The organism is Schaalia naturae, assembly GCF_042665795.1.
Lineage (GTDB): Bacteria > Actinomycetota > Actinomycetes > Actinomycetales > Actinomycetaceae > Pauljensenia > Pauljensenia naturae.
In genome coordinates this window covers 1,695,197-1,708,352 of sequence record NZ_JBHTEF010000001.1, presented here as the reverse complement: position 1 = coordinate 1,708,352, position 13,156 = coordinate 1,695,197, and the positions used below count along the sequence as shown (strand labels likewise).

11 protein-coding genes are annotated in these 13,156 nt (G+C 70.5%); 3 read left to right on the top strand and 8 right to left on the bottom strand.

Features of this window, described 5'->3' with window-relative positions; genetic code table 11:
• Positions 1–38 precede the first annotated feature (38 nt).
• From ACFQWG_RS07570 to ACFQWG_RS07555, 4 genes are all read right to left on the bottom strand, one after another.
• Positions 39–1,295, bottom strand: coding sequence for an MFS transporter (locus tag ACFQWG_RS07570; protein WP_380973889.1), 1,257 nt, complete (start codon positions 1,293–1,295; stop codon positions 39–41).
• 253 nt (positions 1,296–1,548) lie between these two features.
• Positions 1,549–2,763, bottom strand: a complete 1,215-nt coding sequence (locus ACFQWG_RS07565) for an ROK family protein (RefSeq protein WP_380973886.1) — start codon at positions 2,761–2,763, stop codon at positions 1,549–1,551.
• A gap of 16 nt (positions 2,764–2,779) precedes the next feature.
• Positions 2,780–3,154: a hypothetical protein gene (locus ACFQWG_RS07560; protein WP_380973883.1), complete on the bottom strand. Its 375-nt coding sequence runs from the start codon at positions 3,152–3,154 to the stop codon at positions 2,780–2,782.
• Positions 3,151–5,262: an NAD(+) synthase gene (locus ACFQWG_RS07555; protein WP_380973880.1), complete on the bottom strand. Its 2,112-nt coding sequence runs from the start codon at positions 5,260–5,262 to the stop codon at positions 3,151–3,153. The genes ACFQWG_RS07560 and ACFQWG_RS07555 overlap by 4 nt, the downstream gene beginning before the upstream one ends.
• A 320-nt stretch (positions 5,263–5,582) precedes the next feature.
• Between ACFQWG_RS07555 and ACFQWG_RS07550 the strand changes: the two genes are divergently transcribed.
• Positions 5,583–7,757 (top strand): acetate--CoA ligase family protein, encoded by a 2,175-nt coding sequence (locus ACFQWG_RS07550; RefSeq protein ID WP_380973877.1) that lies wholly within the window; start codon positions 5,583–5,585, stop codon positions 7,755–7,757.
• A gap of 87 nt (positions 7,758–7,844) precedes the next feature.
• Here ACFQWG_RS07550 and ACFQWG_RS07545 read toward each other — a convergent pair whose 3' ends face one another.
• Positions 7,845–8,336, bottom strand: a complete 492-nt coding sequence (locus ACFQWG_RS07545; protein WP_380973874.1) for a hypothetical protein — start codon at positions 8,334–8,336, stop codon at positions 7,845–7,847.
• A gap of 128 nt (positions 8,337–8,464) precedes the next feature.
• On the opposite strand from ACFQWG_RS07545, the gene ACFQWG_RS07540 reads away from it, so the two are divergent.
• On the top strand, positions 8,465–8,761 hold the full coding sequence (locus ACFQWG_RS07540) for a DUF3017 domain-containing protein (RefSeq protein WP_291495693.1): 297 nt from the start codon (positions 8,465–8,467) through the stop codon (positions 8,759–8,761).
• A gap of 12 nt (positions 8,762–8,773) precedes the next feature.
• Here ACFQWG_RS07540 and ACFQWG_RS07535 read toward each other — a convergent pair whose 3' ends face one another.
• Both ACFQWG_RS07535 and ACFQWG_RS07530 read right to left on the bottom strand, forming a co-directional pair.
• Complete coding sequence (locus ACFQWG_RS07535; protein WP_380973871.1) at positions 8,774–9,397, bottom strand: ArsR/SmtB family transcription factor; 624 nt, start codon at positions 9,395–9,397, stop codon at positions 8,774–8,776.
• Positions 9,394–10,725 carry an MFS transporter gene (locus tag ACFQWG_RS07530; RefSeq protein ID WP_380973868.1) on the bottom strand — a complete coding sequence of 444 codons (1,332 nt, stop codon included), beginning with the start codon at positions 10,723–10,725 and terminating at the stop codon, positions 9,394–9,396. Before ACFQWG_RS07530 ends, ACFQWG_RS07535 begins: the two co-directional genes overlap by 4 nt.
• A gap of 220 nt (positions 10,726–10,945) precedes the next feature.
• On the opposite strand from ACFQWG_RS07530, the gene ACFQWG_RS07525 reads away from it, so the two are divergent.
• Positions 10,946–12,163 (top strand): NADP-dependent isocitrate dehydrogenase, encoded by a 1,218-nt coding sequence (locus tag ACFQWG_RS07525; protein ID WP_380973865.1) that lies wholly within the window; start codon positions 10,946–10,948, stop codon positions 12,161–12,163.
• 21 nt (positions 12,164–12,184) lie between these two features.
• On the opposite strand, the gene ACFQWG_RS07520 is transcribed toward ACFQWG_RS07525, so the two are convergent.
• Entirely contained in the window at positions 12,185–13,045 is an 861-nt protein-coding gene (locus tag ACFQWG_RS07520; protein ID WP_380973863.1) for a TetR/AcrR family transcriptional regulator, read from the bottom strand.
• Positions 13,046–13,156: the final 111 nt, after the last annotated feature.

Here is a 13,156-nt window from a genome sequence, read left to right as displayed (position 1 = left end):
AGCGATCGGTGGTGCGGTGCGCGGCCGCCTCGGTGGGTTCAGTGTGCGCCAGGTGCCGCCGCCTCGGTGGCGGTGGCAGACTGCCGGATCGCCCAGCGCGCGTCGATCTGGTAATAGACGGTCGCGGCGAGAGCCGTGGCCAAAGTCGTGACGGCCGCCGTGGCGAACTGGGTGCCGGCGCTGGTGGAGGCGAGGAACCGGTCGACGAGGCCGAAGTAATAGGGTGCGCAGAACCCGGCCAAAGCGGCGCCGGAGAAGACGAGAGCTGTCGCGGCCGCCGAGTTGTCCGCGGTCGCGCGGGCGTTGATCGCGTTGATGGCGAAGGGCATGAACGTGCCGAATCCCAAGCCGACGAGCACGGCCATGATGAACAGGACGGCCAGGTTCTGGGCGACCACGCCCAGTCCGAGACCGGCTGCCAGAATCAGCAGGGCCGCCGTGCCTGTCCACTGGCGGAGGGCTCGGAAGGTCGAGCCGAACACGACACCGGCGAGCACCGAGGCGATGCCGAAGACCGTCATGACCAGCGAGACCTGAGAGCCGCTGGCGATTGCGCGTTCGGAGGCGAGGAACGGCGTCGAGATGCCAAGGGCTTGGAATGAGATCGTCATGAGGAACATCAGGGCGACGGCGCCCCACGTCCCGACTGGCAGGCGTGGGAGTCCGGATGCCGTCAGAGAGGAGTCCTTCGCAGGGGGCTCCGGAGCGTCGGTCGGAGCCTGGGGCTCGGGGACGTTGCGCCAGACGAGAGCGAGGATGATGAGAGGCAGGAGGTAAGCCAGGAACGCCGACATCCACCCCATCAGCATGAGCGCGGAGACGACGAGACCCCACACGATGTTGCCGGCACCGACGATGCTCGACTGCCATCCGAGCATCGTGCTGCGTTCCCTGCCCTGGTAGAAGTCCGCGACCAGACTCGCGGACAGGGGCTGCAACAGGCCCATGCCGAATCCAGCCAGGAGCCGGAACGCAATGACCAGCGGGTAGGACCCGGTGGGGATTAGCGCCAGGGGGGAGGTGCCTCCGATGATGATGAGCAGGATCCCGACGAGGACCAGGCGTCGTTTGCCCACGCGGTTCGCCAGCGCTCCCGCGACCAGGGTGGCGATGAGCGCGGCGATGGCAGGCATGGACACGAATCCTTGGATGGTCGATTGGCTCTCGTCGGGAAACTGCCGAGCGAGGTCGGCCAGGACGGGTGAGACGGCACCCGTCTCAGACAGCATGAGCGCGATGGACAACACGGAAGCCTTGAAGACCGGGGAGTCCGTGCGGGGGGAACGGAGGGTCATGAGCATGCCTTTCACAAAGGGTTCCCGATCCGATGGCCTCGTCCTTCTCTGGGCGGCCTCGGATGATCATCGTCGATGATGACGGCGTCGCGATGGAGCGATGGTCGTCAGGCTATCCGCCGCAGATCGCTTTTGTCAATGGATGATTTAAGTAGGGGGCGATGTGTCATCGGGAGCGGGGAGGCACGGAGGAAGTGCCGTGGCCGGGAGTCGGGTCCGACGTGTTTCGAGGTTGCCGGTGGCGCGATCCTCGTCAATCGAGAAGCGGAACAGCCAGAGGATCCGCGACCACGCGCGAGCGCATCATGAGCCACGCTCCGCGCATCTCGGCGTCGGCCGCGAACCGGGCGTCGCGCACGACGGGGTTGAAGACCGGGGAGACAGCAGCCCGTCGAGCGATCAAATTGTCGATCGCGCCGTGCAACCAGGGACGGAGCCGCGGCAGATGCCCCCCGAGGACCACCAGGTCGACGTCTGCCAGATTCGACAGCGTCGCCACGGCGGCCTCCAGGGCCTCGGCTCCCGCGGCGACCGCCGCCAGGGCCGCCGGATCCACCTGCTCTAAAAGCCCCGCCAAGCGGTCGAGCGGACGTGAACCGCGGGTGTCGGCCTCGTCGAGAACCACTCCCGCCTTCGCGAGCATCACCGAGGTGCGGAGGAACGTGGTGAGGCAGCCGCGCGCCCCACATGTGCAGCGAGGCCCGTTCTTGTCCACGACGATGTGCCCGACCTCCCCGGCCAGGCCGTGCCCGCCGCCGAGGACCGCTCCGTCCTGGACCACCCCGCCCGAGACGCCGGAGAACCCGGAGTTGATGTAGGCCATCGTGTGCGAGCGGACCCCGGCGGGCAGTGACCAGTACTCCGCCAAGGCGCCCAGGCGCCCGTCGTTGACGACGCGGACATCATGGGAAGGGGACAGGCGCTGCTGGATCGCGGTTCGCAGATCGAGGCCAGCCAAGGGCAGGTCGAGGGAGACAACCACCGTGGATTCGCGCGCCACGGGGCCCAACGTGATGACGATGGATCCCGCGAACCAGGCGCCGTCGATCCGGCCTGCCCGGTCCTGTGCCTCTTGGAGGCCTTGACACAGGGCCGCGACGAGGCCATGCGGGCCCTCGGTGGCAGCATGGTGCCCGACGGTGCGGCCCCACAGCCGCCTCCCGGCCAGGTCGATCAGATCGACCTCGAGATCGGTTGGATGGATGCGGGCGCGGGCCCCGAGGACACGGCCGGAAGCGACGGCGAGGATGCGGCGGGGACGCCCCGCCGTGGGGACGGTGTCGCCCTCCTCGACGACCAGGCCGCGCGCGATCAGATCGTGGACAATGGCGCCGACCGTCCCAGAGACCAGACCGGTGGCTTCGCGGATCTCGGTGCGCGACGCCGGCCCCGTGTCGAGAAGGTGCCCGAACACGCGGGAGGCATTGGCGCGACGCACATCGGCCGTTGCGGCGATCGTGTGAGTCATGGTTTCCACCGGCCCGTCATGATTCCGGCGGCAGGCGCTTGACCGCGTTGACACCGGCGGCGGAGGCCACGAACCACAGGGCCATGATCACGATCAACCCGGAGAACACGAGCGCCTGCGAGAAGGAGGCGCCGTCGGCGCCCATGCCGAGTCCCGCGATGAGGCAGCCCGCGGCATGGAACGCGGCAACGGCGGCAGCCGCGGCGAGGATCGGCCAAGCCGCGCGATGGGCGGCCCGCCACGCCCGCTCGGAAGCCTCGACCTCGCGGTTGTGCAGCCCCAGGACCGACCCCTTCGGCAGCGTCCCCGCCCGGCCCCGCACCGCGGCGACGGCGAGGACGACGGACAGGACGGCGAAACCGACGACGCCGATGAGCGGCAGCGCGCTCACGACCATCGCCCCTTGGCCCGGGGCGCGGCCGGACCGGTCCCGTTCCCCAGGATCCCCTCGAGCTCGGCGAGCCACTCCTCGGCGGACGCGTCCGCCGGCATCCGCCAGTCCCCCCGCGGGGAGAGGGAGCCCCCGGCCATGACCTTGGGGCCGTTCGGGATCGCGGTGCGTTTGAACTGGTTGGCGAAGAAGCGGCGCAGGAACAGGCGCTCCCACCGCACGATCTCCTCCAGCGAGTAGGCGGCGCGCTTGTCCGCGGGGAAGCCCGTGGGCCACGAGCCCGCCTCCGCGTCCGCCCAGGCGTGCTCCGCGAGGAACGCGATCTTCGAGGGCCGGTAGCCGCGCCGCAGCAGGTAGTACAGCGTGAAGTCCTGGAGGTTGTACGGGCCGATGGAGGCCTCGGTCGACTGCGGGGCCTCGCCGGGCTTCGTCGGGATCAGCTCGGGGGTGATCTCCGTGTCGAGGATGGACAGGAGGACCTCGCCGACCTCCCCGCTGAACTGGCCGGACGCGACGACCCAGCGGATGAGATGTTGGATCATCGTCTTCGGCACCCCGGTGTTCACCGCGTAGTGGCTCATCTGATCGCCCACGCCGTAGGTGCACCACCCGAGGGCGAGCTCCGACAGGTCGCCCGTGCCGATGACGATGCCACTGTGGTGGTTCGCCAGGCGGAACAGGTAATCGGTGCGCAGGCCCGCCTGGACGTTCTCGAAGGTGACGTCGTAGTCGTCGGCGCCCTCGGCCCACGGGTGGCGGAGATCGGCGAGCATCTGGCGCGCGGCCGGGGTGATGTCGATCTCCTCGAAGGAGACGCCGAGACGTTCGCACAGCAGGGTCGCGTTCGTCCGCGTGCGTTCCGAGGTGGCGAACCCCGGCAGGGTGTAGGCCAGGATGTCGCTGCGGGGACGGCCGAGCCGGTCCATCGCCTTCGCCGCGACGATGAGGGCGTGGGTGGAGTCGAGTCCGCCTGACACGCCGATGACGGCCTTCGGCGCCCCGATCGCCCTCAGGCGCTTCTCCAGTCCCGACACCTGGATGTTGTAGGCCTCGTAGCAGTCCTGGGAGAGCCGTTCGGGATCGTCCGGGACGAAGGGAAAGCGGTCGACGACGCGTTCCAGGCCGATGTCCCCGCGCGGGGGATCGAGGCGGATGCCGAGGCGCGGGACGGGGGGCCAGGATCCGGGCGCTCCGAAGGTCTGGGCGTTGTCGTCGAAGGACCCCTGCCGCAGGCGCTCCTGGCGCAGCCGGTCCAGGTCGACGTCGGCGACGGTGAGGCGGGCTCCGTCGGGGAAGCGCTCGCCCTCGGCGAGCAGGTCGCCCATCTCGTAGACCATCGTCTGGCCGTCCCACGACAGGTCCGTCGTGGACTCGCCCTGCCCGGCCGCGCAGTAGACGTAAGCGGTGTTCGTGCGGGCGGAGGCCGAGCGCACCAGGAGGCGCCGGTCCTCGGCGCGCCCCACCGTGATCGGGGAGGCCGACAGGTTGACGATGACGGTGGCGCCCGCCAGGGCCGCCAGGGACGAGGGCGGCACAGGAACCCACATGTCCTCGCAGATGTCGATGCCGACCGCCAGGCCGGGGACGTCCTCGACGTCGATGACGGTCGCCCCGAACCGCGCGGAGAAGGGGCGGCCGGCCTCGTCCGCCCCCAGCCAGGGCCGCTCGATCCGCGTGCCGGTGGAGGGAGCGGGGACCGCGAAGTACCTCTTCTCATAGAACTCTCGGTAGGTGGGCAGGTGCTGCTTGGGGACCACGGCCGCGACGCGCCCGCGGTGGATCGCGACGGCGCAGTTGTAGAGGCGGCTGCCCACCCGCAGCGGCGCGCCGACGACGAGGAGGGGCAGGAGATCGCGGGAGGCCTCGCGGATGCGGTCGAGAGCCGCCTCGACGCCGTCGAGCAGCACGTCCTGGAGGAGGAGGTCGTCGATGGCGTACCCGGACACGCACAACTCGGGGAAGACGGCCACGGCCACGCCCCGCTCGGAGCACTCATGGGCCGCGAGGAGGATCTCCTCGGCGTTGCGCGCGGGCTGGGCCGGATGGGAGGGGATCGTCACGGCGGCGACGCGCGCGAAGCCCTGGTCGTAGATCGAACGGAATTCCACGGGACCTCCTGGGACCGGGCCGCCCGGTCGGGGCGGACGCATCTGCCCCTATTGTGCCGCCTCATGCCCTCCCGGTTTCGCCGAGTGGTCACGCGCACGCGACCACTCGCGAGGGGCGGGGCGGAGGCGCGGACCGTGGTGAGCGGCCTCACCGTCCAGCCGAACCGGGACGCAGGTCCTGGCCTGTATCGTTGACGTGTCACAGTGAGCTGTCCGGCCGCTGTGTGGTCCCGGCCGAAACGAGGGGACACAACCTGTTGTTCCGAGCGAATAGGCGCTGGGGCCGAACTCAAGACTCGTGACCTGGAAGGATCACTTTGATGAGTGAGGATCTGGACTGCCTGTTCCAGCCGAAGCGGGTGGCCGTCGTTGGCGCCAGCACGAAACCCACCAATCTGGGGCACATGGTCGTGCGCAATCTGCTGGAGGGGAACTTCCCCGGCGTCGTCTATCCCATCAACCCCAAGCACGAGTCGATCGGCGGCGTCCCGGCGTTCCCCAGTGTGGCGGAGACTCCGGCCGTTCCGGATCTCGCCATCATCTGCATCCCGGCCAAGGGCGTCCTCGACGTGGTCGAGCAGTGCGCCAAGCTGGGCACGAAGGGCCTCATCATCCTCACCGCCGGCTTCCGCGAGACGGGCCCCGAGGGGCGCGCCGTCGAGGACCAGATCGTCGAGACGGCCCGCGCCAACGGCATGAGGATCCTCGGCCCGAACTGCCTGGGCCTTCAGGTCCCCGGCCTGTCACTCAACGCCTCCTTCGCGGCCCACATGCCCGGCGCCGGTCATGTCGCGTTCATCTCGCAGTCCGGGGCGCTCACCGCCGGCGCCATCGAGTGGGCGATCGGCAAGGGGATCGGGTTCTCCAAGATCGTGTCGCTGGGCAACGCGGCCGACGTCGACCTGGCGGCCGTCCTCGACTACCTGGCCGACGACGAGGACACCCACTCCGCGGTCGTCTATGCGGAGTCCATCTCGGATCCGCAGGCGTTCACCTCCGCGGCGGCCCGTTTCTCGGCGAAGAAGCCCATCATCGCCTACAAGGCAGGGCGTTTCGCGGCTTCGGCGAAGGCCGCCGTGTCCCATACGGGCGCGATGGCGGGGGCCGACTCGGTCTATGACGCCGCCTTCGAGCGCGTCGGCGTCACCCGCGTCCTGCGCATCTCCGATCTCTACCACGCCATCGAGCTGCTGGACGCCGGGCGCGTCGCGCGGCAGCCGTCCCTCGCCATCGTCACGAACGCCGGCGGTCCCGGCGTGATGTCCGCCGACGCCCTCATCGCGCGCAAGGGCAAGCTGGCCGACCTCTCCCAGGGGACCCTGGACGCCCTCAACGAGGTACTGCCCGCGGCGTGGTCGCATTCGAACCCGATCGACGTGCTCGGCGACGCGCCGGCGGCGCGCTACCAGGCGGCGATCAAGGCCGCGGTGGCGGACTCGAACGTCGACGCCGTCCTCGTGATCCTCACCCCCCAGTCGATGACGGACATCCTGGGCTCCGCCGACGCGGTGATCGAGGCCGCCAAGACCACGGACAAGCCGATCCTCGGCGTCTGGATGGGCGGCGGGGACACCAACGAGGAGGCCATCGCCCGCCTCGACGCGGCCGGCGTGCCGGCCTACGAGTTCCCGGAGAACGCGGTCGACGCGTTCATGGACATCGTCGCCTCCCACCGCGGACCCCTGCCCTCGGTGTCCGTGACGCCCGCGGACGGCTTCGAGCCGGATCGCGGGCGCGCGAGGGAGCTCATCGCCTCCGTGCCCGAGGAGGGCGTGCTCTCCGAGCTGGCGGGCAAGGAGCTCTTCGACGCCTATGGGATCTCCGTGGCGCTGTCGCGGCTGGCCGCGACCGCCGACGAGGCCGTCGCGCTCGCCGACGAGTTCGGGTACCCGGTCGTCATCAAGATCGCCTCGCCCGACATCACCCACAAGACGGACGTCGGCGGCGTCGTCATCGACGTGAACAGCGCCGAGGAGGTGCGCGAGGTCTTCGCGCGGGTCGTGGCCTCGGCCCGCGAGAAGCGCCCCGACGCCGCGATCGACGGCGTCACCGTGCAGCCGATGATCCCGGCCGGCGGACAGGAGCTCATCCTGGGCTCGCGCCAGGATCCGTCCTTCGGGGCGATCATCATGGTCGCCGCGGGCGGCACGTCGGCGGAGATCCTCGGCGACTCCGCGATCCAGCTCGCGCCGGTGGACTCGGACATGGCGCTGTCGATGTTGAAGTCCCTGAGGATCTGGCCGATCCTCGAGGGGTACCGCGGGCGTCCCGGGGCCGATCTGGACCAGCTCACGACCATCATCGAGCGCTTCTCGCGTCTGGTGTGCGAGCACCCGGAGATCACGGAGATCGAGATCAACCCGGTGCTCGCCTCCTCCCCGCGCGGGGCCATCGCCATCGACGCGCGGGCTGTGGTCGATCGGGACGCGCTGGCCAACCCGCCGGCCCCGTACTCGCACCTCGGGATCGCGGTCGGCCAGGCCCCCCAGGCCTGAGGCCCTCCGAGCGGAGCGTGCGCCCCCGGATCTCCTCGGCCGCGGCCGGGCCGGTCCGGGGGCGTCGCGCGTGCCCGGGGACGGCGTTCAGGAGAGCAGCTGGGACAGCTCGGCGGGCGCGGGAGGGCAGGCGAGGACCGGCACGCCGCCGGCGTCGATCCGGCTGAGGGCGGCCCCCCGCACCAGCGCCGCGGTGATCGCGGTGCCGTGGGCGGCGGCCCGGGCGCCTGCCACGAGGATGTCCTGGGCGACCAGCTCCGGGGGGACCCCTTCGGCATCGAGGGCGAGCAGGACGCGCGCGCCCGTGGACGCGGCGACATCGAGGTTCCATCCGAGGACGTCGAAGGTGCTCACCGGCAGCTCCTCGACCTGATCGACGAGGACGGCCTCCGCCTCGAGTTCCCGGATGCGGCGGCTGAGGCCGTCGAGCGCCGCCGCCGGATCGCGCGACAGGTCCTCGACGGACACCCCGTCCATCGCAGAGATGCGGCGCATGTCGCCTCGTGCGGCGAGCGCTTCGGCGACTTCTTCCGCGGTCGTGGCCGGGGCGGGTTGGATGACGATGAAGCGCGTTGTCACGGTCTCTCCTCGGGGTGCGCGGCAGTCGGGCGGTCCGGCCCGGCGGATGCCTGTCCCGCCCCGCGGCCGGGAGCGCACCGACCATGCTAGTCCCGGCCCGGGCGGGAGGACGGGTAGGGTGTGGGTCGATGGACCTCGACCAGCCCCCCGAACGCAGACGCGCCGACGCCGCGGAGATCGCGAGCGTCGCCGTCGCGCTGGCCGGGCTGGCCGGCGTCGTCATCCTCTCGCTGACGGACCACCCTCACCGGGCGGTCCTCCTCACGGCGGGTCTGTTGTTCCTGCTGTCGGGCGCGCGGGCGCTGTGGCCGGGGCGGCCGTGGTTCGCCTCGCGCTGGCGGTGGCTGGATGTCGCGTTCTACGCGGGCGTCGGCGCCCTCGTCTGGTTCTTCTCGCCCTTCACCGCGACGATGGGGGTCGTCTGAGGGCCGGCTTCGTCACCGGGAGGGGCCGGCGGGCTCGGTGCCGTCCGCGGCCGGCAGGAAAGCCAGCCGGTAGTCGTAGCGGCGCAGTCCGCTGTCCTGGTTCGCGCCGTGCCCGCGGGAGATCTCCGTGGCGCGGTTGATCAGGCCGACCAGCTGTTCCACCAGGGCGTCCGCCTCCTCGCGGGTGAAGAGCAGCGGACCGTCTGCACGGATGCCGGGCCATCCCGTCCGGTCGGCTGCCTCGGACCGGGCGAGGGAGAAGAGGTCGAGGATCGACTCGGCTTCGGACTCGTCGAAGGCGTGGAGCACCGCGTCCCCTCCGGGGAGCGCCCGCAGGGCGGCGATGTCGAAGGAGAGCCCCTTCCAGTGGGGGACGACCCACCAGGTCTCGCGGCCGTCCCGGCCGGGGGCGGGGTCAGCATGCCGGGCGATGCCCGCCCGCTCCAGCTGGCGCAGGTGGTAGGAGACGGAGTTGGGGGCCTCGCCGACCGCCGCCGCGACATCGCTGACCCGCATCGCCTGCCCGTTCACCATGGCGCGCAGGATCTTCGTGCGCACGGGCTGGGAGAGGACGCGCAGCAGTTCCAGGGCGCGCTCGGGGGCGGGCTGGTCCGATGCCAAGCGGAGTTCGGTCACGCTCCCACCGTACCGGCCCCCGCAGCCGGGTCGCGGTCCGGAAGCGGTTCGGGGGCCTGCTGATCCCCGATGCTCCACCGGTCCGGGGTCGGCAGCGCGCGCAGCTCGCGGTGGGTGAGGACCAGGACCGCCGCCGCGGGGAAGAGGATGGCGGTGGCGAGCATGGTGGGCCCGGCACCGAGGTACTGCAACCCGAGTCCCACGGCGGCTGGCATGAGGGCGGGGAGCGTTTGCTGGATCAGCTGCATCGCCGACAGCGCCCGACCCTGGAGCCGGTTGGGGATGAGGGCCTGGAAGTAGCCTCCCATCGCGCCGTTGAGCGCGGGCATCATGATCCCGAGCAGAGCGAGGACGATGAGGGCGAGCGGGAGATCCTGGACGAACGACAACGGCATGAGCACCGCGGCGCAGCCCACGAACAGGGTGACGCATAGCCGTCCCGTGGGCACGCGCCGGATGAGCCGCGGAGCGAAGACGGAGCCCGCCAGCATGCCCGCTCCGATCGCGGTGTCCAGCAACCCGATGCGCCAGGGCTCGACGCCCTGGCCCTGAAGGATCAGCTGGACGCCGACGAAGAGCGCGTTGACGCCGCAATTGACGAGGATGAGCGCGGGGAGCATCCGCGCCAGGACGGGGATGTCGCGGTAGACGGAGAACCCGGCGCCGAGCTCTCGGAGGAATGCGCGCCGCGCGTGCGCCGATGTGGCAGCGGGCTCGCGCGCGGGCCGGAGATCCGCGCGGATGAACCGCGTGCCGATCACTTGGAGCAGGGAACCCAGAGCCGCGGCGGCGAAGGGGAGGGCGTAGGAGAGCCCCATGAGCACCCCGGACACGGGGGAGGCGGAGAGGCTGACCGCCGCGTCGCGCCCCTGGTTGGCGGCGATCGCCCGGGGGAGGTCGCGGGTGGGCACGACGGACTTCAGAGCCGCATCGGAGGCGGTGGAGAACAGGCCGGCGATGAGACCCGAGGCGACGCCGACAGCGTAGAGGACCCCGATCGTCATCGCCCCCGTCCACCAGGTCAGCGTCGCGGCCCCGTAGACCAGGGCCCGGGCCAGGCCCGACACCGTGAGCGACACCCGCCTGTCCCACCGGTCGACCAGAACGCCTCCCGGGAGCATGGCGACGGCCGAGACGATCGTCGACACGGTCGAGACGGCACCCGCCTGCGCGTAGGAGCCGGTCACGGCGTAGGTGATGAGCAGCGTGGCGAAGGCTCGGATCGAGGCTCCGAACTGCCAGGACGTGTCTGCCGCGAGCCAGGCGACGTAGTCGCGGTCGCGCCACAGGGAGCGCTGCGGCGCGGGGTCGGGGGTCGATGCGGGCATGGGGCGAGGATAATCCAGCAAGACGCATTGTGCAAAATATCTTGCGTAATTCGTGGCGCCCCGTCCGCCCGTGTCGACGCCCTCGCCCCCGGAGGAGGCGCGGTCGGCGCTGACAGATCTCTCGACATCGAGTAATCTGGCGACGGCTCCGCGCGTGGAGGCGCGGGAGGCCGCATCGGACGGACAGCCGGGCGGAAGCCGGGCGAGGGGGAGGGCCGCAATGGGCAGGATCAAGGTCGCGGGACCGGTCGTCGAACTGGACGGCGACGAGATGACGCGGATCATCTGGCAGTTCATCAAGGACCGTTTGATCCACCCCTATCTGGACATCGACCTGCGCTACTACGACCTGTCGATCCAGAACCGCGACGCCACCGACGACCAGGTGACGATCGACGCCGCGAACGCCATCAAGGAGCACGGCGTGGGCGTCAAATGCGCCACCATCACCCCCGACGAGGCCCGAGTCCGCGAGTTCGGGCTGAAGAGGATGTGGCGTTCGCCCAACGGCACCATCCGCAACATCCTGGGAGGGGTGATCTTCCGGGAGCCGATCATCATCTCGAACGTCCCGCGCCTGGTCCCCGGGTGGACGAAACCGATCGTCGTCGGGCGCCATGCCTTCGGCGACCAGTACCGCGCCACCGACTTCAAGGTCCCTGGCGCCGGCACGGTGACCCTCACGTTCACGCCCGAGGACGGTTCCGAACCGATCGTCCACGAGGTCGTCCGGATGCCCGAGGGCGGCGGCGTGACGATGGGCATGTACAACTTCAACGCCTCGATCCGTGACTTCGCGCGCGCGACCTTCGCCTACGGCCTGCAGCGAGGCTACCCCGTGTACCTGTCGACGAAGAACACGATCCTCAAGGCCTACGACGGCGCCTTCAAGGACATCTTCCAGGAGGTGTTCGACGCCGAGTTCAAGACGCGTTTCGAGGAGGCCGGGCTGACGTACGAGCACCGACTCATCGACGACATGGTCGCGAGCTCCCTGAAGTGGGAGGGTGGCTACATCTGGGCGTGCAAGAACTACGACGGGGACGTCCAGTCCGACACCGTGGCTCAGGGCTTCGGGTCGCTGGGGCTCATGACCTCGGTGCTCCTCACCCCTGACGGCCGCACGATGGAGGCGGAGGCCGCACACGGCACCGTCACCCGTCACTACCGCCAGCACCAGGCGGGGCGTCCCACCTCCACCAACCCGATCGCCTCGATCTTCGCCTGGACGCGGGGCCTGGCCCATCGCGGCGAGCTGGACGCCACGCCCGAGGTGTCGGGTTTCGCGCGGACCCTGGAGGACGTCGTGATCCGCACCGTCGAGTCGGGCCGGATGACGAAGGATCTCGCGCTGTTGATCGGGCCCGATCAGGAGTGGCTGACGACCGAGCAGTTCCTGGCCGCACTCGACGGCGACCTCGAGGCGCGGCTGGCGTGAGGCGCCCGACCCGGAGGCGGGTCATGGCCGCGCTGGGGCCTCCCGCACGCGGATGAGCGTGGGGATGAGGACGGGGAGGAGCCGGTCGATGAGCTCGCCCTCCAGATGGTCCGTCGACACCAGCTGGGAGCGCGTCGAACGGGCTCCGATGGCGATGACCAGGTCCACGATGTCCCCGGGGTCGATGGCGGGCTCCAGGCCCAGGGCGTCCAGGGCGTCGACCAGGTACTCGGCCATGCCGTCGTGGAAGTCGATGAAGGCGGCGCGCAGGTGGGCGGATCCCTCCGGGAAGCGCACCATGAAGTTCGACAGGGACGTCCACAGCAGGTAGAACTCGCGGTCGCGGGGGACGGCGGCCAGCAGCGCCTGGGCGAACCGGGTGAGGTTGTCGAGATCGGCATCCGCCCGGCCCGCGAGCAGCAGGGGGCGCGTGGACTCCAGCAGTCCTGTCGCAACGCGGTCGGCGACGTGGCTGGAAGAGCGCTCCGAGGATGTCGCGCGGGCCGCGCCCGGCGCGGGCCCGGCGCCCGTCCCGGGAGCGGCGACCCCCTCGTCGTCGGGGGCGCCCTCTCCGCCGGCCGGGGATTGGTCGAGGGCCGCGTTCAGGCTCCGGCCGATGACGACCAGGACGGACTCCCACTCGCGGTGGGCGACCTGCTCGACGAAATGGTCCATGTCCTGGAAGTTGGAGTAGAACGCCCCTCGCGAGAATCCCGCCGCGGAGGTGATGAGGCCCACCGAGGCCCCTCCGACGCCGTTCTCGGCGATCACGGTGCGTCCGGCGTCCAGCAGACGTCGCTGCGTCTGCGCGCGCCGGTCGGTCGTGGGGGCGCCGGCGAGGCGCCTGACGGCCGCGCGCCTGGCCGACATCCTCTCTGTCATCGTCATCATCATCGCCCGTTCCTGTGTTTTGGGATACATCAGTGTATCGGCCCTGTTGCAAGCAACGATACACACATGTATCGTCTGTGTCGACCGTTGAATACATACCTG

What these genes read in the sequence shown, in the direction of transcription:
- ACFQWG_RS07570 (WP_380973889.1), bottom strand. Translation starts at nt 1,295, where the DNA reads ATGACCCTCCGTTCCCCCCGCACGGACTCCCCGGTCTTCAAGGCTTCC.
- ACFQWG_RS07565 (WP_380973886.1), bottom strand. Translation starts at nt 2,763, where the DNA reads ATGACTCACACGATCGCCGCAACGGCCGATGTGCGTCGCGCCAATGCC.
- ACFQWG_RS07550 (WP_380973877.1), top strand. Translation starts at nt 5,583, where the DNA reads ATGAGTGAGGATCTGGACTGCCTGTTCCAGCCGAAGCGGGTGGCCGTC.
- ACFQWG_RS07540 (WP_291495693.1), top strand. Translation starts at nt 8,465, where the DNA reads ATGGACCTCGACCAGCCCCCCGAACGCAGACGCGCCGACGCCGCGGAG.
- ACFQWG_RS07530 (WP_380973868.1), bottom strand. Translation starts at nt 10,725, where the DNA reads ATGCCCGCATCGACCCCCGACCCCGCGCCGCAGCGCTCCCTGTGGCGC.
- ACFQWG_RS07525 (WP_380973865.1), top strand. Translation starts at nt 10,946, where the DNA reads ATGGGCAGGATCAAGGTCGCGGGACCGGTCGTCGAACTGGACGGCGAC.
- ACFQWG_RS07520 (WP_380973863.1), bottom strand. Translation starts at nt 13,045, where the DNA reads ATGACAGAGAGGATGTCGGCCAGGCGCGCGGCCGTCAGGCGCCTCGCC.